The sequence below is a fragment of the Streptomyces fildesensis genome (genome assembly GCF_016107395.1).
In the GTDB taxonomy this organism is placed as follows: Bacteria; Actinomycetota; Actinomycetes; order Streptomycetales; family Streptomycetaceae; genus Actinacidiphila; species Actinacidiphila fildesensis.
On record NZ_JAAIKO010000050.1, the window covers coordinates 35,514 to 54,450 of the forward strand.

At 70.1% G+C, this 18,937-nt stretch carries 26 protein-coding genes; 5 read left to right on the top strand and 21 right to left on the bottom strand.

The genetic code is table 11. The features are described from left to right. Positions 1–162: 162 nt before the first annotated feature. Both C6N31_RS44580 and C6N31_RS36850 read right to left on the bottom strand, forming a co-directional pair. Positions 163–747, bottom strand: a complete 585-nt coding sequence (locus C6N31_RS44580) for a hypothetical protein (RefSeq protein ID WP_232486109.1) — start codon at positions 745–747, stop codon at positions 163–165. 127 nt (positions 748–874) lie between these two features. Then, complete coding sequence (locus C6N31_RS36850) at positions 875–2,479, bottom strand: ParB N-terminal domain-containing protein (RefSeq protein ID WP_198359176.1); 1,605 nt, start codon at positions 2,477–2,479, stop codon at positions 875–877. Between the two features lie 579 nt (positions 2,480–3,058). Here C6N31_RS36850 and C6N31_RS46245 point away from each other — a divergent pair. After that, positions 3,059–3,391 (top strand): DUF6233 domain-containing protein, encoded by a 333-nt coding sequence (locus tag C6N31_RS46245; protein ID WP_368860191.1) that lies wholly within the window; start codon positions 3,059–3,061, stop codon positions 3,389–3,391. Positions 3,392–3,415: 24 nt separating this feature from the next. Here C6N31_RS46245 and C6N31_RS36855 read toward each other — a convergent pair whose 3' ends face one another. The 6 genes from C6N31_RS36855 to C6N31_RS36880 all read right to left on the bottom strand — a co-directional run bounded on the left by C6N31_RS36855 (position 3,416) and on the right by C6N31_RS36880 (position 6,541). Then, entirely contained in the window at positions 3,416–3,646 is a 231-nt protein-coding gene (locus C6N31_RS36855) for a hypothetical protein (RefSeq protein WP_198359177.1), read from the bottom strand. A 124-nt stretch (positions 3,647–3,770) separates the two neighbouring features. After that, entirely contained in the window at positions 3,771–4,037 is a 267-nt protein-coding gene (locus C6N31_RS36860) for a hypothetical protein (protein WP_198359178.1), read from the bottom strand. Further along, positions 4,034–4,360, bottom strand: coding sequence for a hypothetical protein (locus C6N31_RS36865; RefSeq protein WP_198359179.1), 327 nt, complete (start codon positions 4,358–4,360; stop codon positions 4,034–4,036). The genes C6N31_RS36860 and C6N31_RS36865 overlap by 4 nt, the downstream gene beginning before the upstream one ends. A 318-nt stretch (positions 4,361–4,678) precedes the next feature. Further along, positions 4,679–5,221 (bottom strand): bifunctional DNA primase/polymerase, encoded by a 543-nt coding sequence (locus C6N31_RS36870; protein WP_198359180.1) that lies wholly within the window; start codon positions 5,219–5,221, stop codon positions 4,679–4,681. After that, the gene (locus C6N31_RS36875; RefSeq protein WP_198359181.1) at positions 5,218–5,679 is read right to left on the bottom strand and encodes a hypothetical protein; all 462 of its coding nucleotides are present in this window, start codon (positions 5,677–5,679) and stop codon (positions 5,218–5,220) included. Before C6N31_RS36875 ends, C6N31_RS36870 begins: the two co-directional genes overlap by 4 nt. 304 nt (positions 5,680–5,983) lie before the next feature. Beyond that, a complete protein-coding gene (locus tag C6N31_RS36880; protein WP_198359182.1) occupies positions 5,984–6,541 on the bottom strand; it encodes a hypothetical protein in 558 nt (185 codons plus the stop codon). Between the two features lie 258 nt (positions 6,542–6,799). Between C6N31_RS36880 and C6N31_RS36885 the strand changes: the two genes are divergently transcribed. Further along, positions 6,800–7,462 (top strand): recombinase family protein, encoded by a 663-nt coding sequence (locus tag C6N31_RS36885; RefSeq protein WP_198359183.1) that lies wholly within the window; start codon positions 6,800–6,802, stop codon positions 7,460–7,462. Between the two features lie 65 nt (positions 7,463–7,527). Here the strand turns inward: C6N31_RS36885 and C6N31_RS36890 are convergent, their stop codons facing one another. From C6N31_RS36890 to C6N31_RS36905, 4 genes are all read right to left on the bottom strand, one after another. Further along, a complete protein-coding gene (locus tag C6N31_RS36890) occupies positions 7,528–7,893 on the bottom strand; it encodes a hypothetical protein (RefSeq protein ID WP_198359184.1) in 366 nt (121 codons plus the stop codon). A 94-nt stretch (positions 7,894–7,987) separates the two neighbouring features. Then, a complete protein-coding gene (locus C6N31_RS36895) occupies positions 7,988–8,386 on the bottom strand; it encodes a PIN domain-containing protein (protein ID WP_198359185.1) in 399 nt (132 codons plus the stop codon). Further along, positions 8,383–8,646 carry a hypothetical protein gene (locus tag C6N31_RS36900; RefSeq protein ID WP_198359186.1) on the bottom strand — a complete coding sequence of 88 codons (264 nt, stop codon included), beginning with the start codon at positions 8,644–8,646 and terminating at the stop codon, positions 8,383–8,385. Before C6N31_RS36900 ends, C6N31_RS36895 begins: the two co-directional genes overlap by 4 nt. 113 nt (positions 8,647–8,759) lie before the next feature. Then, positions 8,760–9,152 carry a hypothetical protein gene (locus C6N31_RS36905; RefSeq protein ID WP_198359187.1) on the bottom strand — a complete coding sequence of 131 codons (393 nt, stop codon included), beginning with the start codon at positions 9,150–9,152 and terminating at the stop codon, positions 8,760–8,762. A gap of 289 nt (positions 9,153–9,441) precedes the next feature. Between C6N31_RS36905 and C6N31_RS36910 the strand changes: the two genes are divergently transcribed. Continuing rightward, on the top strand, positions 9,442–9,930 hold the full coding sequence (locus C6N31_RS36910; RefSeq protein WP_198359188.1) for a hypothetical protein: 489 nt from the start codon (positions 9,442–9,444) through the stop codon (positions 9,928–9,930). 86 nt (positions 9,931–10,016) lie between these two features. On the opposite strand, the gene C6N31_RS36915 is transcribed toward C6N31_RS36910, so the two are convergent. The 6 genes from C6N31_RS36915 to C6N31_RS36940 all read right to left on the bottom strand — a co-directional run bounded on the left by C6N31_RS36915 (position 10,017) and on the right by C6N31_RS36940 (position 14,326). Continuing rightward, positions 10,017–11,174: a methyltransferase domain-containing protein gene (locus tag C6N31_RS36915; RefSeq protein WP_198359189.1), complete on the bottom strand. Its 1,158-nt coding sequence runs from the start codon at positions 11,172–11,174 to the stop codon at positions 10,017–10,019. Next, on the bottom strand, positions 11,171–12,136 hold the full coding sequence (locus tag C6N31_RS36920; RefSeq protein WP_198359190.1) for an MvdC/MvdD family ATP grasp protein: 966 nt from the start codon (positions 12,134–12,136) through the stop codon (positions 11,171–11,173). The genes C6N31_RS36915 and C6N31_RS36920 overlap by 4 nt, the downstream gene beginning before the upstream one ends. Beyond that, positions 12,133–12,414 carry a putative ATP-grasp-modified RiPP gene (locus tag C6N31_RS36925; RefSeq protein WP_198359191.1) on the bottom strand — a complete coding sequence of 94 codons (282 nt, stop codon included), beginning with the start codon at positions 12,412–12,414 and terminating at the stop codon, positions 12,133–12,135. The genes C6N31_RS36920 and C6N31_RS36925 overlap by 4 nt, the downstream gene beginning before the upstream one ends. A gap of 347 nt (positions 12,415–12,761) precedes the next feature. Next, positions 12,762–13,043 (bottom strand): hypothetical protein, encoded by a 282-nt coding sequence (locus C6N31_RS36930; protein WP_198359192.1) that lies wholly within the window; start codon positions 13,041–13,043, stop codon positions 12,762–12,764. Positions 13,044–13,126: 83 nt separating this feature from the next. Beyond that, positions 13,127–13,633 (bottom strand): ATP-binding protein, encoded by a 507-nt coding sequence (locus C6N31_RS36935; protein ID WP_198359193.1) that lies wholly within the window; start codon positions 13,631–13,633, stop codon positions 13,127–13,129. A gap of 60 nt (positions 13,634–13,693) precedes the next feature. Beyond that, a complete protein-coding gene (locus C6N31_RS36940) occupies positions 13,694–14,326 on the bottom strand; it encodes a bifunctional DNA primase/polymerase (RefSeq protein WP_198359194.1) in 633 nt (210 codons plus the stop codon). A 319-nt stretch (positions 14,327–14,645) separates the two neighbouring features. Here C6N31_RS36940 and C6N31_RS36945 point away from each other — a divergent pair, with 319 nt between their 5' ends. Further along, positions 14,646–15,512: a helix-turn-helix domain-containing protein gene (locus C6N31_RS36945; RefSeq protein ID WP_198359195.1), complete on the top strand. Its 867-nt coding sequence runs from the start codon at positions 14,646–14,648 to the stop codon at positions 15,510–15,512. Then, positions 15,512–15,736 carry a DUF397 domain-containing protein gene (locus C6N31_RS36950; protein ID WP_198359196.1) on the top strand — a complete coding sequence of 75 codons (225 nt, stop codon included), beginning with the start codon at positions 15,512–15,514 and terminating at the stop codon, positions 15,734–15,736. Before C6N31_RS36945 ends, C6N31_RS36950 begins: the two co-directional genes overlap by 1 nt. A gap of 65 nt (positions 15,737–15,801) precedes the next feature. Here C6N31_RS36950 and C6N31_RS36955 read toward each other — a convergent pair whose 3' ends face one another. The 3 genes from C6N31_RS36955 to C6N31_RS36965 form a co-directional block, all read right to left on the bottom strand. Next, the gene (locus C6N31_RS36955; RefSeq protein WP_198359197.1) at positions 15,802–16,710 is read right to left on the bottom strand and encodes a hypothetical protein; all 909 of its coding nucleotides are present in this window, start codon (positions 16,708–16,710) and stop codon (positions 15,802–15,804) included. 184 nt (positions 16,711–16,894) lie between these two features. After that, on the bottom strand, positions 16,895–18,325 hold the full coding sequence (locus C6N31_RS36960) for a hypothetical protein (RefSeq protein ID WP_198359198.1): 1,431 nt from the start codon (positions 18,323–18,325) through the stop codon (positions 16,895–16,897). 161 nt (positions 18,326–18,486) lie between these two features. After that, a partial coding sequence (locus C6N31_RS36965) for a hypothetical protein (RefSeq protein ID WP_198359199.1) occupies positions 18,487–18,937 on the bottom strand: 451 nt, incomplete at its 5' end.

Genomic DNA, 18,937 nt, shown 5'->3' on the forward strand with positions numbered 1-18,937 from the left:
GGTGACTCCTCGGTGTGTAGGAAGTGGCCCGGCCGGTCGGCTGGGCGGTGGTCCGGGAGGCGGTGCCAACCCCTCCCGAACAGTTTCCATTAAACCATGTTCTTGGTGGTGGATCTACCCCGCCACGCCAAACGGGCGCCTGGTTTTGGTGGTGATGTGCCGTCAGATTTCGCCGCGATCCCTCAGGTAGGCGGCGTACAGGGTGGCGGCAAGGGAGTCGGTGGTGGCGGGGACGCGGCGGGCGTCTAGGGCGCCGTCCCGGCGGCCCTGGAAGTAGACCGGAAAGGGCTTGGCGATCGGCGGTACGAACAGTTCATACAGGCCGTGGGCGCTGGCTACGCGGACGGATGCGGCGGCGGCGTCGGCGTTCCATCCGTAGGCCCGGCGGTCGGCGGTGAGCCATTCCGCGAGGTGGCGGTGGATGGCGCGGGCTTGGAGGACATCGGCGTTCGGGGTGCCGGTGGGGGCGGCGGGCGCGCATCCGCACCCGGCCTCGACGGCGGGGGCGCCGGTCAGTTCGCGGGTGGGGGCCAGTGCCTGCGGGCCGGTGCCTCGGGCCTGTAGCACGTAGGCGGCGGCCTCGGCGGGGCCGGTGAGGATGAGCGGGCGGCCGGTGACGGGGGTGACGGTCCAGCTTCCGTCGGCGTTGCTCTCGACCTGGCGGAGCGGGCCGGTCACGACCAACTCGAACAGCTCGGCGGCGGCGTCGGGGGCTTCGGGCGGGGCCTGGCGGGTGGTTGAGCGCACGGGGGATCTCCTGGCGTGTAGGGGTTGCCCTGGCGGGCGGTGGGGCCGGGGGTGCCGTCCCGGCTGGTGTGCGGGTGCGCGCGGGGTCCGGCCCCGGGGGGAAGCTCCGCCCCGGGGCCGGTGCCGGTCAGCTCAGGGATTCGGCCTGGGGCTGCTCGGCGGTGGGCTGGTAGTCCTGGCGGTCGCGTACGGCCGTCTCGATCGCGGACGGCTCGTATCCGAGGATGGTGAGCCAGGTGAGCCACTGGGCGGAGGCGTCCCGGTTGGCGTTGACGTGGGAGGTCGACTCGCGCCACGCGGACCGGTCCACGTATCCCTCGTACACGGCGGCGATGGCGGCGAACGCCACGCGCGGGGCGTCCTTGGGCTGGGTCCACCGCTCCAATACCTCGGCGCGGGTGGTGCCGTCCGGCATGCCCAACACCTTCGGGAGGTGGGCCTTGGCGCGGTCGCCGTCAATGCGGCTGGCGAGGTTGGTGGAGGGGGTCAGCAGGGCCCGTGCGGCGGTCTGCGTCATCTGGTCGGCGGTGGTGCGGGACAGGCTCCGGCGGGTGATCAGGGCGGCGATCCACTCGCGCCGTACCTGCTCGGCGGTGGCCCAATCGAGGTTCCCGGCGATGATGCGGCGCCGCTCGGCGCCGTCCGGCTTGGGCTTGCTGAGCTGGCCGTCGATGTCGCGGACCTGGTGCCCGAAGAACTCGGCGTTCGCGCAGTACTCGACGTACGCCCCTGCGCCGTCCTTGAGGACCCATACGGCGCCCTGGCACTGCGCGGCGTGCTGGGAGGTGTCCCCCACGATGTAGTAGAGGCTGGATGCCTTCGGACTCAGCTCCACTTCGGCGAGCATCCGGGCGGATTTGGCCTGGAGTTCCGCGCGCTGGGCGGCGAGCTTGTCGCGGGCGTCCAGTTCGATTCCGGCCCGGCGGATGAGCCAACCGGCGTCCGCCGTGGGGTCCGCTGTGAGCTTGGCCGTGATCTTCTCGGCGGCCTCGGCGTCGCGTGCCTCCATGTCCGCGATCGCGGCCATGGTCACGAGATCGAGCGACCCGGCGGCGGCCTCGGCCTTGCGGGCGGCTTCCGAGTTGAGTGCACGCATGGCGGTCTTGATGGCCTTTTGGGTGGTTCCGGCGGCGGTGGCCATCCGCTTGACGCCTGCTCCGGCCTCGGCCGCGCCGAACAGTGCGTTCGCCTGCTCGCGCTCGCTGAGCGCGGTCCGGTGGCGGGCGGTGATCACCATGTCCAAGTAGGTTCCGGCGTCGTCGCGCTCGTCGTGCTCGTAGGGGGCGTGGGTCAATCCGGCGGCCTCGGCCGCGTAGTAGCGGCGGTGGCCGTCAACGATCTGCCGCGTGCCGTCGGGCAGGATGCGGAACTTGATCGGGATGCGGCATCCCTCGGCGGCGAAGGTTCCGACGAATTCGGCGCTCAGGTCCAGGGATTCGCGGGGGTTGTCCGGGTGCGGGGTGAGCTCGGTGAGCCGGATCATCGGCCGGTAGGTGACCGGGACTTCGGTCAGTCCGGCGGCCTGGGCGGCGGCCAGACGCTGCAAGCCGTCCATCACCTGCGGGGCGCCGGTCGACGTGGTCACGACGTACAGGGGGTCAGTGACGCCGTGCTCGGCGATGTTGGCGGTCAGGTCCGCGTCGGGCTCGGGCAGGATGTTGCCCGGGTGGGCGGTGAGTCGGTCGATGGGCAGGGTCGGCCATACGGTCGGCTGGGCTGCGACGGTGGTCATGCGGGGGTGCTCCTGATGTGTAGGAAGTGGCCCGGCCGGTGGGCCGGGGCGGTGTGTCGGGAAGCGGTGCCAACCCCTCCCGACATGATCCATTAAACCATGTTCCTGGGTGCGTTGTCCAATCGCGGGCATGATCCAATCGGGTTAAAACCGCTGGTCGGTGGCCTTTTGGTGGGGTCCGGCGGGTCCCCGTGGTGACGCTCCCGTGCCGGGGCGATGCGGGCGGGGCCGGAGGCTGTGCCGGGTTCGGCCGTAGCGCGGCAGCTGATGCCCCCCGCCAGCCCCGTGACGGGTCGTCGGGCCGTGTACGGCGGCCGGGGGTTGGCGGCGTGAGGACGTGTACGCGGCCCCGTGCCGGGCGGCGGGGGCCGCTGGTTGCCCGGCCGGGCCCCCTCCGCCGCCCTGCTGGCCGTTGTGGCGCGCTTCAACGAAGCCGGCGGCCGGGGTGCGGCTGGCCACCTAGACCGCTCAGCGTGGCCGCCTTGCCGGCATCACGTCGGACGTTATTCGAACTAGAATCGAATTATGGAGAGCGGTCGGACAGCGACGGAGACCGGGCGGCCCGTGGCGGTGGTGCACATGCCGGACGGCAGCACCCGGGAATGCGCGGTGGGCCGTCGGCGTCGGGCGGCCGATGGGAGCTGGTGGTACGAACTGTCACCGGCGCCGCTGGAACCGGTGGCGCCGGGTCCGGAAGCTGAGCCCGGGGGCTGGCCTCCGCCGGCTGCCGATTGGAGGGCTCACCGGCGGTACTACGCCACGGGTGAGCGCTGGTTCCTACATCGGGGTGGGTGCTGGATCGAGGGCGAGAAGAAATTGACCGTGGCTGAGGCCCGTGCCCTGATGGCGTCGCCGCTGGGGGTGGGCTGCGACGTGTGCGATGCGGAGGACGGTCTCCAGAGTCTTGACTAGGCCGAAGGTGAGACCGAGACGCTTCTATGCACGGAGAAGCATCAACCGCTTCAGCTCATCAAGTTCGTCCACGCGCAGCCCCAGACCCAGCTTGCTCAAGATGTGGAGCGCCCAATCGCGGTCGCCCTTGCGTGGATTTTCCCTCGCGGGCACGGGCTCGTGAGGGGCCTCATGACCCTCTCCCACCTGGTAGAGCACGTCGCAGAGCTGCCTGAATTGTTCAAGACTGATCGTCGGCCGGTTCTCTGTTGTCATGCCCACTCACCGCACTTCCGCGTGGGGAATAGCCCATCAGGGCTCATGATGCTGGACGCTCACCCGGTGCGCACTTCGGCCTGTGCCCCCTAAGGAGGGCGACGGCTGGGCAGATCGGTGGTGCCTACGGGCCTGCGATCAGGAAGATCAGCTCAACGCGGCCCTCGTCGTGATGGATGCGGTAGAGCAGGGTGATCCGGTCGCCGGTGCCGGTGGTCGGGTCGGTCGTCACGCGGCGGAGGTCGGCTCCGCGTACCGGCTCGGAGGTGGCATTGATGGTCGGGTCTTGGGCGAGCTGGCGGCAGGCGTCGTACACGGCCCGGCGGCCGGCGGGGGTGAGGTGTGCGAATTCCTCGCCTAACCGCTCGGGGATGTCGATGGTCCAGGTCACGCGGCTCCGGCCTCGTCGGTGAGCCCGTAGGCGGCAAAGAGGTCCCGACCACTTTGAAGCGTGGCGGTGCCGGCGAGTGAGGCGCCGATGGCGGCCGTCACCTCGGACCTGGTGCGCAGGGCCCACACGTGCCGGTACTCGGTCAGGAGCTTGCTCACCTCGTCCAGGCGGACGGCGTCAAGCGCGGTGTTGAACGCGACTAGATCCGCGGGGGAAACGGCGGCGAGCGCGGCACGGAGTTCGGGCAGCGTCTGGGGGCCCTCGGCTGCGGACAGCCGGTATGGGCTGCGGGGTGTGGGCTCGTGTGCGGGCTGCGCGCTCATCCGGAACTCCTCCTCGTCTCCGTCTCCACGGTACGCGCCGGGGTTCTGTCTCGGCCAGAGAACGGCGATCCCGTCCACGGCCCGGCCGTGGACGGGATCAGAGCCCCGGGCATTCAGATGCCCAGTGCCACACCTGGGCCGGAACCCGCGTGTGTTCCGGACAGTCGGGGTGTTCCTGGTTGTCGGCGACCCCTCCGCATGCGGCTTTGGGGCAAAGGCAGTCCGGGAAGCTCCCGCCCCGGTGGGTGATGGCGCCGTGCTTGACGTACCGGGATGCGCGGGCGATGGCCTCGATGTCGCGTGCCGGGCTGGGGCCGGTCACCTGGTGCTCCGGTCGGGTAGGGATGGGAGCCGGGCGGAGATCCATCCGGGTAGAGGAGCTACGGGCACGTCGTGGGCGACGGTGTACGTGTTGCCGCCGACGACGGACCCGGGCCCGATGAGGTAGCCGCCGGTGTGGCGGCCGGGGCCGCGTACGTCGATGCCGGGTCCGAGGGCGGTCCGTCCGCCGGAGCTGCTGCCGATGGTGCAGCCGTCCGGCGCGAGGAAGTACATGTGCCGGCCCCCGCTCGGGGTCGCCGCCGTCAGCGTCTCGGGCCACGGCTTCCCGAGCCTGGCGGCGAGGTGGGCGAGCACGGCCAGGCCGTCAGCCTCGTCGTCTAGGTCCAGGTCCAGGCCGATGACTCCGCTCGCGCGGCATCCGATGCCGATGTTGTCGCCGTCGCGCCAGAGTTCCCGGACGCGTTCCGGGTTGGTCAGGCAGCGCGACCGCCAGGGGCCGGCGGGCTTCCGGCCGCCGGGCGGGATTGGGAACACGGCCAGCCCGCGGGCGGTGAGGTCGACAGCGGCGGCGGTAGTCATGCCGGAACCGCCTGCTGCTGCTCCTGGTCCTGCTCCTCGTCGTCCTCGAAACAGGTGCACTCGTCGTACGGGCTACAGGATCCGGCGCCGCACTCCCGGCAGTAGATGCCGTGGTCCGGGTCGTCGTCGTCGGGCTCATCGGCGTACTCGTGGTGCCGCCACCCGGAGCACTCGCCGTTGTAGCAGCCGCACCCGGGGCACTCGGGACAGACCATGGCGTTCGTCCAGCCGCACTTCTCGCACAGGAGCTGGTTGCGCGGGTCGTTCTTCTCCTGGGTCAGGTAGTCGACGGCTTCCCCGTAGGTGTTGATGTCGACGTACGTCGCCAGGTACTCGCGGAGCGTCGCGCGCTCGTCGGCGTCGGGGTGCTCCCAGAGAGCGATGGCGTCGGCGTGCTTGATGCCCAGCGACTCTTTGAGGTGGGCGAGGTCGTTCTTACGCGCGTGGTCCTTCGGCATCTCAAGCTCTTCCTGCGGCTGCGGTGATCCCAGAATTCACCGGCCGTCAAGAGCGAGGCCAGCAGGGGTGATGCGAGGTGGAGGGCGGCTCGGCGCGGGGCACCTTCGGTGTGCTCGTCTGGTCTGGGCCAGACGAACCGGGCCACGAGCCGGGCCCACGGTCCAACGACCGCAGGCCCAACCTTAGCGAAGAGAACCGACGCTCAGGGTGGGATCCGCACGGATGACACGCGGTCGGGGTGGGCGACGACGGAGGGGCCCGGGTCATCCTGGGCCCCTCCGTGCCGCAGTGCCGGCGCTCAGGTCACGCCGAGACTGCGGCACCAGACGTGGGCGGGAGTTCGGTGTCTAGCCAGGTGATGAAGGCAAGGGCGGAGCCGCCGAAGTGTTCGCGGACACGGGCCTGAATTGCGCGTAGTTCATGGCCCGGGATGAAGCCGAAGGTAGTGGACTCGCCGCAGCCGCATGCACACTCGCGAGTGCGGAAGGGGATCTCTTCGGGCAGGTCGCCGTACTTGATGCTGTTCTGCGACTGGTTAGGGAGCGGATCGGGCTGGTCGATGTACGTGTCGTACATCGGGTGTCCGGGGCCGAGTAGGTCGACCTCCAAAGCCTTCTTGCGGCCTCGGTCCGTGTCGTAGTCAGTGACAGCGGTGATCTCGGCAACCGCGCGAACGAGCCCTTGGCCGACAACGAGCGCGAAGCGTTCGCGGCTCGCGAACCGCGTATCGAGCCGCCATACTCCGCGGCCTGCTTCCAAAGCCTCGCCTTGCGTCATGCGCGGAAAAAAGCCGATCGCGTCGCGGCCGAGCACGTCGTTAGTCACCCGCTGGTAGTCGCCGAGCTTGATCCGGATCGCCATGGTGACCCCTCCAACTTCCTTGGCTGCCCTGCACTCTGACGGAAGTGACTATGGCATGGCACCCATGGGAAGTCGATACGATCTCGCGTATTGGCGGGATGCGAATGTCAGAAGGGGTGCCCCGGGCGTCAACAAACCATCGTTTGTTGAGGATCCGCCGGGCGGGGTCGAAAGAGGGCGACACGCCTTCAAAAACTCCTTCAAATACCTCGGTCGTCAACAACCGCCCAATCCCCGTTTTCTGAGAGGATCTGGGGCATGAATCCGCCCCTGGAGCCTGCCGACCTTCTCGCGGCCTCACCCGCGAAACTCACTGAGATCCGTATCGGGTACGCGCGGGTCTCGACGGGCGCGCAGAATCTGGACCGGCAGTACGACGCGCTGATGGGCGCCGGGTGCCGCAGGGTCTTCGCGGATAAGAAGTCCGGGCGGAACGATCTCCGGCCGGAGCTGAAGGCGTGTCATGCCTTCCTACAGCCCGGTGACACGTTGGTCGTGCCGAGTCTGGACCGCTACGGCCGGTCGCTACAGGATCTCGTCAACATGGTGGCCGAGCTGCGGACGCGAGAGATCGGCTTCCAGTCCCTGCATGAGCTGCTCGACACCACCACCCCGGGCGGCCGGCTCATCTTCCACGTCTTCGCCGCACTGGCTGAGTTCATCCGCGAGCTCATCGTGGCCGGCACCCATGAGGGCCTGGCCGCCGCCCGCGCCCGCGGCCGTACCGGCGGTCGCCCGTCCGTCGTGAATGCGGAGTTGATCCGTGCCGCCCGGGACATGCTGCCCAATCCGGAGAACAGCGTGACCACCATCGCGAAGCTTCTCGGCGTGTCGGTAGGGACGCTGTATAACCACATTCCGGAGCTCAAGGAGCTCCGTCGCAGTCGTCTGCCGCGCCAACTCGGAGAGGCTGGGAGGTGATTTCTGCGGAACTTAAGGCAGAGCGGGCGATCCTTGAGCGCCGGGGGCGGCAGGAGGGCCAATCGTCACGCGGTGGTGCGGTCCGTGCGGTCCTTGTGCAGTGCGCCGCCTACCGCCCAGAAGGGGAGGGTGATGGCGAGAGCGCCGAAGCCGAGCTTCCCTGCGATAGCCAGGACGGCACCGAGAAGGAGTGTCGGCGGCGTCAGTGGTGCCGGCAGCGTGGGGGCGAGCGCCGCCAGGCCGTAGCCCGCCGCTGTTGTGACGGCGCACACGATCAGGCTCACGATCACGATTGCGTACGTGGTGTATCCGCGTCGTACCAGCGGTTCTACCAGCCGGAACAGCGGGCGCAGGGCCTTGCCTGTCGCGGTGCCGAACAGGCGCGCGAAGCGGTGGCCACCCGCGCTGTCAGCGCTCTGGACGTCACTCATGGGAGGCTCCCTCGCTTAATGGTGGTTGCCCTCACCTTGCCAGGGGGCGCTGACAGCCGTCATGAGTACGCGGACTCATATCGGCAATGTCCGGTCAGTGGTCGTCGCGGCCTGCGCCGATGTCCACGATGCGAAGGCCGGTGGTGCCGTATGCGTGGGGGGTGGCGGTGAGGATCGCGGAGCTGCCGGGTGTGTGGGGGGAGGCGCTGGCGGCGTGGACGGCGTGGGCGTGCTGCCAGGCGATCCCGTCGGCGGTGATCTGCTCGACGGCCACGGCCGCGGGGAAGTCCAGGGGCAGGAAGTCCAGGCCGGGCAGCGCGCCGACGTGGGCGGTGAACTGCGGTCCGGGCTCTTCGACGCCGGCCGCGATCAGGCAGAGCGCGGGCACGTAGGCCCGCGGCCGACCTTCGGCGTCCGGGCCGGCTGCGATGCCGGAGAGCCTGCGGTGGCCTCGGGCCAGTGCCAGCACGGCGGTGTGATCCAGGATGATCAACGAATCTCTCCCACGGTGCCGGCGACGATGGCGTCGAACCACTGCTCGGCGCTGGTGACGTCGTCGTCGGTGAGGTCGGGGCGCAGGTGGGCGCGGACGTAGGCCAGGCCCCGGGCGGCCCGCTCGGCGCGGTCGGCCTCGGTGGGCAGGTCCAGCAAGGCCCTCTCTGCCAGGGCCCGAACGCTTATGCCGCGTTCGTCAGCGACCGTCCGCAGGTGGTTGCGGACTTCTTCGTCAATCTTGATCGTGGTGTCTGCCATACGTCGAGAATACAACCGAATACCGAAGACGGTACCGATCGCCGCACCCGCTGCCGGACGGGGCTGATTGAGGCTGAGGGGCGTCGGCTCGTGGGGCGGGCCGGTGGGAATGATCAGGTCGGGTCAGGGGGCCGGAAGGTTCCCGCGAGGGCGCGGGCGTTGTTCCATAGGAAAGCGGCAGTGATCTGCTCGGCCGTCAGGCCCGTGGCGCGTTCCATGGCTGCCTGGTCGAGCCCGCGCCGGTGGTCCCGAAGCACTCGCTGCATCTTTCCGGCCCACAGTTCCGGCTCGGAGTACGGGCGTTGCTGGTACTGATTCCACAGGGTCGTCATGTGCTCCGCATCGCAGGCGATGAGGAGTCGTTTGCCGTCCATCTGCGGATCGCGGTTGTGGATGACGGAGGAGTCACGTGCCGCGCCGTACCGGGCGGTGTTCGGGTCGATCAGCCGGCCGCACAGGTCGCACCTGTCCTGCGTGGGGGCGAGCAGCTTCGTCTTGCCCTTCATATGTTCCGGTGTACGCCTGGCCGGTGCCGACGTCACCGGCGTACGGAAGCACTCGCCGTCTCGGCCCGTGCACGGGCGCCGTCACCGGCGCCGTGCCCTGGGTACGGTGCCGGGAAGAACGGTAGCGGGCGGCGGCGAGGGGGTTCACTCACAGAAGCCTGACGTCGGGCGGGTGGCAAGGTGCCGTCGGTTGGCGTGCGCACGCGGAGAATACGGCCGTGTCGCTCGTGTGGGTGGTGCCCGGCCTGGCGGGTGTCGACGGCGGGTCGGCGTCGGGCACAGTGGCGTCATGATCTTGAGTGTCCGGGCGGTGGCAGTCGCCGTGGTGGTGCTGATGACGGGTGGCTGTGCCACCGTCGGGCCGTCCGTGGCGCCCCGGCCTGCCGGGTCCGTACGGCCGACGACCTCGGCGGCGCCGGTGCCGGAGTTGCTGCCGGCGGCGGACGGGATCGGGCCGGAACTGGCGCTCGTCGCCGGTCCCACCACTCCCCCGCCGTCGGCAGCGTCGGTTCCGTCGGTGCGCCCGGCGGCGGTGCGGAGGGTGGAGGTCGTGGTGCCGGTCTACACCGCGGCGGTAGAGCCCGCTCGCCAATCGCAGCGGCGGCGGCATCCAACGCCGCGTGCGGTCCGGCCCCGGGTAGCGCACACCGCTGCGCCGGCGGCCCGCCCTCGGTCTGACGTGGCCACACGTCCGGGTCTGGTGTGCTCCATGGGCGTGCAGTACGGGCAGATCAGCGGGGATATGGCGCGCTCGTGCCGGGCCATGCTGGGCCGGTAGTAGCTCGGGTCTCGCTCCGGCACATGGACACATGGACCGGCCCCGCTGCCAGAAGGTAGCGGGGCCGGTCCATGTGGGGCGCTCGCTCAGAACTTCGCCACAACGCTCCCGGGGTCCTCGAACCACACACGGTGTGTTCCGTCCGGGGTGACGGTCAGGCCGAATCGCCCCCATGACGGGCGCTGGTGCTGGTCGAACCAGCGCCATGACGCCTCGGCGACGGTCCATAGGTCCGGGTCGGCGGCCTGCTGGTAGGCCGCCGCCCCGGACGGCGGGTAGGACGCCTTTGCCCATGAGCCGTCCGGCATGACCAGCCGGCGGGTGGCGTGGTCCTGGTCGTCGATGCCGTATTCGAGATCGACGCCGGGGAGATGGGCGGCGAGGAGGAACAGGAAGTGAGGGGAGTCGAACGCTTCCAGGGGGATGCCGGCCGGGCCGCCCTGTCCGGACGCCGGTGGGCGCTGGGTTGCCGGGGTGTCGTAGCCCGTGGGGTGGTGTCGGGCGCGCATGAATGAACCGCCGTCACAATGGAACGTCCCTTGCAGGCTTCCGTCTGCGATGGCGTGGAGGACCGCCAGGCCGGAGCTGAGCGGCGGCATCACGTTGGCGATGATCCGGCCGCCGGGCGCGAGTGCCGCGGCCAGGTCCGGGCCGATGCGGTCCAGCGCGCACGTGGCGATGATCCGGTCGAACGATCGCGGTGACCACTGCTGGGTGCTGGCGTCGCAGGTCACCACCTGGGGGGTGGGCCGGTCCAGGCTGGCCAGCCTGGACCGGGCTGCCTCGGTCAGCTCGGGGTCGATGTCGGCGGTGGTGAGCTGGTCGGCGCCGGCGAGCCGGTGCGCGATCAACGCGGCGTTGTAGCCGGTGCCGGTCCCGATCTCCAGCACGGTGTCTTTGAATCCGATGTCCAGGGATTCCAGCATCCGCACCATGAGGCTGGGCTGCGTGCTGGAGGCGGTGGGCACCCCATGCCAGCCGCCGTCCTCGACGGGTGTTGCCGTGGCGGGGTCCAGGCGCGTGACCAGGGAGGTGTTCGCGTAAATGGGGGTGAGCCAGTGCTCTTTGTCGGCTGCGGTCCTCTGGCGCCACACGGTCGGGCTGCCGCCGCCATTCTGGTAGTAGACGGGGACGAACCGGTGCCGGGGCGTCTGCTCCAGCGCCCGCCGCCAGTGGCCGCCGTGCAGGTCACCGGACTCCTGCAAGGTGCGGGCCAGGGTGCGGGCGTGCGGCCGCCACTTCATGTGCACCACCCTTTCAGGGTGTCGGCGATCGTGTCGGCCAACGGGAACTCGACCTTCTCGTTCAGCCATGCGAACTGCCCGGACGGATTGGCCTCGTAGAACGTCCAGCGGCCATCGGTCCGGACAACGAAATCGTGCGCCGCGTACGTGAGCCCCATCCATTTCATGTAGGTGCGGATCGCGGCGGCGACGGAGCAAGGGACGGCCACCGAGCTGTACGTCAGCGCGTCGTAATCGGTCCGCCAGTCCAGGCCGGCCGCCGTGCTACCGGCGTCGATCCTCACCCCGTGACAGGCGCCGCCGATGACGATCACCCGCACCTCGTAGGCCTTGTCCTGAACTTCCTCCTGGAACAGGTGGGCGCTCGTCTCGATCCCGTCGAGCTCGTCCAGGTCGACGCGGCGGGTATACATCGTTTCCACCTGGCCGGTGTGCGCGATGTACGGGATGCCCAGCGGCTTGGTGATGAGCGGGGCTCCGACCTCCTTGGCGAACCGGCGGACTTCCTCGGCGCTGTTGGTCACCAGCGTGGGCAGGGTGTCCAACCCGGCCGCGGCCGCCACCCGAAGTTGTTCGGGCTTGAATTCGGCGGCGGCGGCCCGGCTGGGGTGATTCATCCACGGCACCGGAAGCCCGGTCAGGACACCGCCGAGCCCGATCCGGGCCGCGCCGCGCGCCCAGTGCTCGTCCGCGACGGACAGCCCGGGGAACTCGAACTGCTGCGGCCGATTCCAGTAGACGGCGCCGATGTCGGCCAAGTCCACACTGCGGCACGCGGTGGTCAGCCGGCCTTCCCACGGGCCCGCTGCGGGTCCGCCGCGGTGGTGGGCGCTGAGCTCCACCTCGGCCGGGAACTGCGCGGTGTCCATGCGGAAAGCGGGCACAGCCCGGTCGGTCAGGGCCTGCACGATTAAGTCGGTGGCGGCCTCATGGGGGCCGTCGACTACCAGGACGGTCCTCATTCGAATACGCCCGGGTCGGCGCCCTCGTCGTGCTGCGGCGGATTTTTGGTGTCTCCATCGGGGTTGGTTTTCTTGCTCGTCGCCATCGCCGTCAACGGGGTCCCGTCGGCGTACGCGGCGGTCTGGGTTCGCGGGTCGTACACCGGCCGGGGGTCGGGCACCGCCTGGGGGTCGGCCGTTTGGAGGCGGGCGCCGGTGACGGCGTAGGGCCGTACGGGGCCGGGCCTGGCTCCGACGGGGGCCGGTGTCTGGAGTGGGAAGGGTGCTGCGATCCGCATGGAATCTCCTTGGTCCTGGGTGATGGGATGTGCTGCCGGGTGGATCGGGGCCGCTGCCCGCCCCCAACGGGGGTGTGAGGGGCGGGCAGCGGCTGCGGGGTCACCGCGCGCTCGGCGGGAGGCGGTGCCGGCGGTAGGTGTCCCCGGCATCCCGTCCCGCCGGGCCGGAGGCCGGCGGCGGGACGGGGGCTGGAGGGGTGAGGATCAGTCCGCACGCCGCTGGAGGGATCCGTTGGTTCCCGACGCCACGGGGGTGGCGGGTTCGTCACCGGACCGTGCCGCCTCGGGCTCGGGCGTGGATGCGGCCGGTTCTGGCAGGGGGCAGGGTGGCGGCTGGATGGCAAACATCAGTCCTCGTTCCGGTTGGCGGGTTGTTGGAGGGTGAGCACGTGGTGAAGCGCGTCTCCGTCCGGCGAGAGCGACACCGCGACGTCTTCGCCAGCGACAAGGGCCCGTAGCACAGTGCTGTGTTGCCCCGGGTCGTCGATCCAGCCCCGGATGGGATGGGCCTGCGGGGGATCGGCCTGGGCGGCGATCCGGTCGAGCCGGTCGAGGAGCCACCGCAGGGCGTCCTGAGGCGTGTCCAGTGCCTGACGTGCGCATTTGATCGGCCTGCCGGTCGTTGACACGGCGTCATGCGAGCCCCGGTAGGTGCCGGGTGCCGGCAGAGTGAGGATGAGTGTCCGGCGTTCGTCCCGGCTGTGGGTCCGCGTCAGCACGCTGCCCCCTGCCGGTGAGCGGACACCGTGCACTCCGCCCAGATGGCTACAGCCACACCGTCGCCGACGATCTGACGCACTCCCCACCGGTCCGCGGTGATCTGCACGATGAGCAGTCCCCGGCCGTGGTCGTCTCCGTCCTCCGGTCGAGTTGCCTGGATCTCGCCCGGGTGGGACCGCTCGGCGGCGACGGTCAGCGTCACCACATCGTCCAGCAACCGGCAGATCACGCGGATGAGCGGCGTGTCGGTGTGGTCGACCGCGTTGGTCACCAGCTCGCTGACGATCAGTTCGCAGCCTCGGGCGTCGACCTCGTCGACCAGCCACTCGGCCAACGCCGCCCGGATGTGCTGGCGGGCCCGCCCCGGTGAGGTGGTCGCGCGCGGAAGGATCAGGCCGGCACATGCTGACGACGGGCGCCTCCGTCGGCGGGGCCGGGGTTGATCGTGCACGACGGGCAGGGTGGTGCCGAGTTCGTGGGGTGCGGCGGGCGGCGTCATGGGCCCGGCCTCCTCGGGTGCGGTGCCGTGCGCGGGCGTCTCGACCGCGCGTGTGCGGGGTCAGGGACGGGGCGGCGGCCGGAGCGCGACCATCACAGCGGCGGCCTGCGGCAGCGGGATCTCAGGGGCGGGCTCCTGGGCCCATTCGACGTGTCCGCCCGCGGCCGCGCCGGGTAGCGGGACGGGATGGGGCCATTCCTGGACGGTGACCCCGTGCACCTGCGGGAGCGGCTGCGGCTGCGGCGCGTTGCTGATCAGGACCGTGGCCCGTTCCCCGATGACGCGGAACTCGCGCACGGTCGCCGTACGCAGGACGGGAGCGATGATGCCGACCCCGGCCAGCCGCTCGTTCACTTCATCGCAGGTGAGGCCGTCAACCACTACTGAGGCGATGACCGCCGTCCCGCCGCCGCGTGCGATCACCCCGTACGCCGCCCGCTCGGCCCACAGGACGTCCAGGGCGTACGGGTTGGTGGTGGCCTCCTTCTCCCACCGGTGCGAGTCCTCGGGATGCAGGTCCTGGAGGGGGCACGGAAACGGGGGCAGAGACAGGCCGTCCGGCGCCTGGCCCCGGCGGCCATTACAGCTCGGCGTGACCTGCCATCCATACGAGGCGTACCGGCCCGCCCACGACCGGGCTTCCTCCGCCCGGTGGCGGAACTCGTCATTGCCGTGAGGCCGCTGAACCTGCATCAGACGGCGGCGGGGGTTTGATCGCAGGCCGGCTAAGTCCTGGGCTCCTCGGCTGATGGGCGACATGTCCGCACTCCCTTGATGGGTTCCGCGGGCCGTCGGCCGTTGATCATTGCGCGACCGGCTCGCTACATCCCGTGACGGGATTCCCTCCTAGAATGTGTCATGCAATCCCATGAGACAAGTGCATCACTAGATTTCACTCCTCAGAACTGGGCGGAAGGGCGATGTGACCATGGCTGACCGGGGTGTTGGGGATGAGGCAGACTTGCAACCGGCAAATCCATCACGACGACCGGTGCGGCGAAGGGGGCGGCAGATGAGCGAAATGGGCGGTCCAACGGTCCGGCGCCGCCGCCTGGGTAGCGAACTGCGGCGGCTGCGCGAGGCGGCCAATCTGGATCAGGCGGCGGCAGCTCGGCACCTGGAGTGCTCCACCTCCAAAATCTCTCGCCTGGAAAAGGGCAAGGGCCTGGCCAAAGCGATTGAGCTGCGAAGCCTGCTCGATCTGTACAAGGTCACCGACGATGAAGCCCGGAATCAGCTGCTTCTGATCCACCGCCAGGCGGCGGAAACCGGCTGGTGGGAGCAGGCGGAGTACGAACAAGTCCTGCCGTCCGGACATGGCGTGTACGTGGGCCTGGAGTCCGACGCCCGCAGCGTGCAGACCTGGCAACTGGGCTTCGTCCCGGGCCTCCTCCAAACCGAGGATTACGCCCGTGCTGTGCTCTCCGACGCTCGCCGGCAGTCTGCTGACGTCGATCGTCTGGTACACGTCCGTATGCAGCGCCAAGCACGCCTTGCCGACGGTCCTGATGCACTGGACGTCTGGGCGGTCATCGACGAAGGCGCGCTACTGCGCCCGGTCGGTGGCCCGGATGTGATGCGTGCGCAGGTACAGGCGCTGATCGCGGCGGCGGAGCGACCCAACATCACCATTCAGGTATGTCCGCTCGCCAAGGGCGCGCATCCTGGCCTCGCCGGATCGTTCTCGATCCTGGAATTCGGGCCGTCCGACCCGCGGGTCGGGTACGTGGACGGGCGAGGCGGGGCGCTGTTCGTCGAGCGGGATGAACCGGTTCGACAACTGATCCATGATTTCGACCGTATGAGAGCGGTCGCCCTCGATGAGTACGAATCCGCAGCGTTGCTGCGTGACCTCATCGCCGCAAAGGAGACACAGTGATGACCCCCCGAACCCCGCCCACCATTACAGACCCCGCGTCCCTGAACTGGTTCAAGTCCACCGCCAGCAGTGCCAACGGCGAATGCATCGAGATCGCTCTAGCGCCTGGCGGCGTCGTGGGCGTCCGGGATTCCAAGGACACCGGCGGCCCGGCCCTCGCCTTCACGGCCGGCGACTTCGCAAGCTTCATCGCCGCCGTGAAAGCCGGCCACCTCGACGCTTGAGCCCAGAGAGCAGAAGGGGCCGACCCGGACGGGTCGGCCCCTTCGTCGGTACTCAAGCTGGTACGTCACCGGCGCTTGCCGCGCCTCTTCGTGCCCCCCACGACCGACCGGCGGCCCGTGGTGGGCTTGGCCGGCACAGGAGCAGTCCGCTGGGGATGTGCCTCGGCACACGCCCGTGCGGCACACTCGGCCCGCTCCTCGGCTTCGGCCTGTGCCGTCTGTACCGCCTGGATCTGACCGTGTGCCACGGCGAGCGCCTTCCGGTCGTCCTGCGCCTGGAGCTCGCTTGCTGCGGCACGCTCGGCGGCGGTCTGCTCGCGCTGGTGTGCCTCGGCGCTCTCGCGCCTAGCGGTCTCCGCCTCGGCGTGCGCCGTACGGGCCGTGTGCTGTGCCTGCTCGGCGAGCTGCATCGCCGCCGACCGGGCGCCCTCGGCCGTGTGCCGGGTCTGGTCGCATCCGCTGTGTGCCGTCTCGATCCGGCGGTACGCCTCCCGCAGCTCGGCGAGCTGCTGCCGGACCGTTCCGGCCTCGCTCTGGGCGATGCGGGCCGTGTGCTGTGCCTGCTCGGCGAGCTGCATCGCCGCCGACCGGGCGCCCTCGGCGAGCCGCTGGGCCTCTTGTGCTGTGTGTGCCTCTTGCCGGGCGGCGTCCGTCTCCTGACGGGCTGCCACCGCCTCGGCGTGTGCCGCGTCGGCGGCGGCACACGCGCTGCGGGCCTCCTCTACGGCCTGTGCCACCTCGCGGTGTGCGTCCTCCGCCTGTCGCTGTGCCGCCTCGGTCCGGGCCCGGCAGTGTGCCGCCTCCTCCTGGGCTGTGGCCGCCTCGGCACGCGCCCGCTCGGCCTCGCCCCGGGCCTGGTCCGCCTCGGCGTGTGCCGCCTCGACGGCGGACCGCAGTTCCATCGCACGCCGTACCCGCTCCTCGGCGGCGGCCAACCGGTCGGCGAACTCGGCGGCACGTTCCGCCGGTGGCACAGGCGGCACAGTCCGCACTGGTGGCACGTCGGCGCTGTTCCGCGGTGCCGGTACTAACGCGGCCGGTGTGCTGATCCTCGTCCTGGTCGTCATCGTGGTCCCTTCGATCTCCGGTCATCGGCACACCCGGTGTGCCAGGCGGGGCCGGGGGGCGGACCGCTGATCCGCCCCCCGGATGTGCCGGTCACGCGGCGGCGGAGACCCGGCGTACAGACCTTGTGCCGCGCAGTTCGCCGATGGCTCGGCACGCGGACCCGCGATCGAGGGTGATGCCGGCCTGTGCCATCTCCGCCAACAGGTTCTCGGTGATGGCGTTGGTCGTCCGCTGATCCCCGGCCCGCACACGCACCACATACAGGGCTTCCAGGGCGGCCCGCTTGGTCGCGTAGCCCCTGAGGTCCAGGCCATGTGCCGTGTCCTCCGGAGCGAATGTGTGCCGCTCCTGGCCGGGCTGATCCGGCACACGCGCGGTCACCCGCGCACTCGGCACACCGTGTGCCGCCGCCGCCTTCCCGGACGCCTGCTCCGGGATGTCCTCGTATGCCTCGGCGTCGTCGACACACTCGGCCGCGCTGGCGTCGATTGTGCCGACGGCTACGGCGGCCGTGGTGTGTGCCGGTGTGCCGGGGGCGCCGGACGGTGCAGTGTGCGCGCCCGGACGGTGTGCCAGTACCGCCCGTTCGGTCTCGTCGGCCAGTGCCTCGATGTGCCGGATCTGCTCGCCCATGGCGTCCAGGCCGGCCGTCTGTGCCGCGTCGTCGGCCGTGTCCCACGGTGAGGAAAGGGTGAGCTCCCGCAGGCTGCGGGTGGATCGGCGCAGGGCCAGCCGCGCCGTGAACTCGCGGTGCCGGTCGGGGTCGTCGGCGATGCCGGCCCCGTCCATGGCGTTCGCCAGTCTCGCGCTGAGCCGCCGGGCGCCCCGCTTCTCCAGGTCGGCATCCGTGATGCGGTCGTACCGGTCCGCCAGGACCACCGCCCGGGACAGGGCCCGGTCCCTGGTGATCTCCTGGGCGGTCCGGTTGCGCTGCGACAGGCCCAGCAGCGACATCAGCCGCTCGCGCAGATCACGCGCGATCTGTGCCATCGGGGACTGGGACTCATCACCCGACCGGTGCCGCAGTTCGAGACCGAGTGCGGCGTGTGCCGACAGGGCGGCACCGAAGGAGCCGACGATGATGCGGACGATCGTGCCGGTTCCCAGTCCCCCGCCCTCGTGCCAGGCCGGGACCGCCGACAGGCCCGCGAAGATCCAAACCGCGCTGCCGTACCAACCGGGTGATCCGGCCTTGCTCGCCAGACGCTCGCGGGCACCGAGTACGCACATCGCAATCAGGGACTCGAACGCCGCGCAGGACAGCAGCCGCTCGGCCGTCCCCTGCATATCGAGCCCGTCCAAGGTGAACCGATAGCTGGTGTTGAGGCTGACGGAGGTGCAGACCAGGAACGCGACTGCGGCCGCGATCGTACCGGCGGAGAACTTGCGCTGCTCCGTCTTGTCCCGGCCCCTGAGGCTGAGGACGGCCAGAAGGGGAAGGACGACGGCGACCGCAGCCCCGGCAAGGCTGAGGACGGGGTACTGCTGTACCCACGCGGCGGCGCTGGTCAGTGCACTCATCGGGCGCCCCCGACGGACTTCCGGTCATTCTGGGCGGCTGTGGCTCGGGCGGCATTTCGGGCCGTACCGTAGTGCATGGGGAGTGTCCCTCCTCGTAGTGAGTGGCGGCCCCGGGTTTGCTGTGGAGGCGTCCGGGGTCGCTCACTTTGAACTTCAAGACTTCAAGAGTCTTGATCTCCGGGGATCTGAGAGTTCCGGATCCCAAGTTCCTTGAAGTACCGGGCTCGTACTTCTGTCTCGTGGTTGCCAGTGAGTGATCCCTCCGTGGCCACGAGCGCGTCAATCGCAATCCGGATGAGCGTGTTCGAGGTGATCCGCGGGCCGCCGATCCGAGTTCTGGCGTCCATCAGCTCCCGCGCGATGCGGTCAAGAGCGCCCCACTGATCCGGCCGGATCTTCGCGTACTTGGGCCGTACGGTGTCCGCCAATTTCACGCGGCCGCGAGCTGGCTCGTCGGCTGCCGCCCTCTCGGCCGCTGCTTGGTCCGCGGCCGCCTTCTCCGCTGCCGCCCTCTCGGCCGCTGCTTGGTCCGCGGCCGCCTTGTCCGCTGCCGCCCTCTCGGCCGCTGCTTGGTCCGCGGCCGCCTTCTCCGCTGCCGCCCTCTCGGCCGCT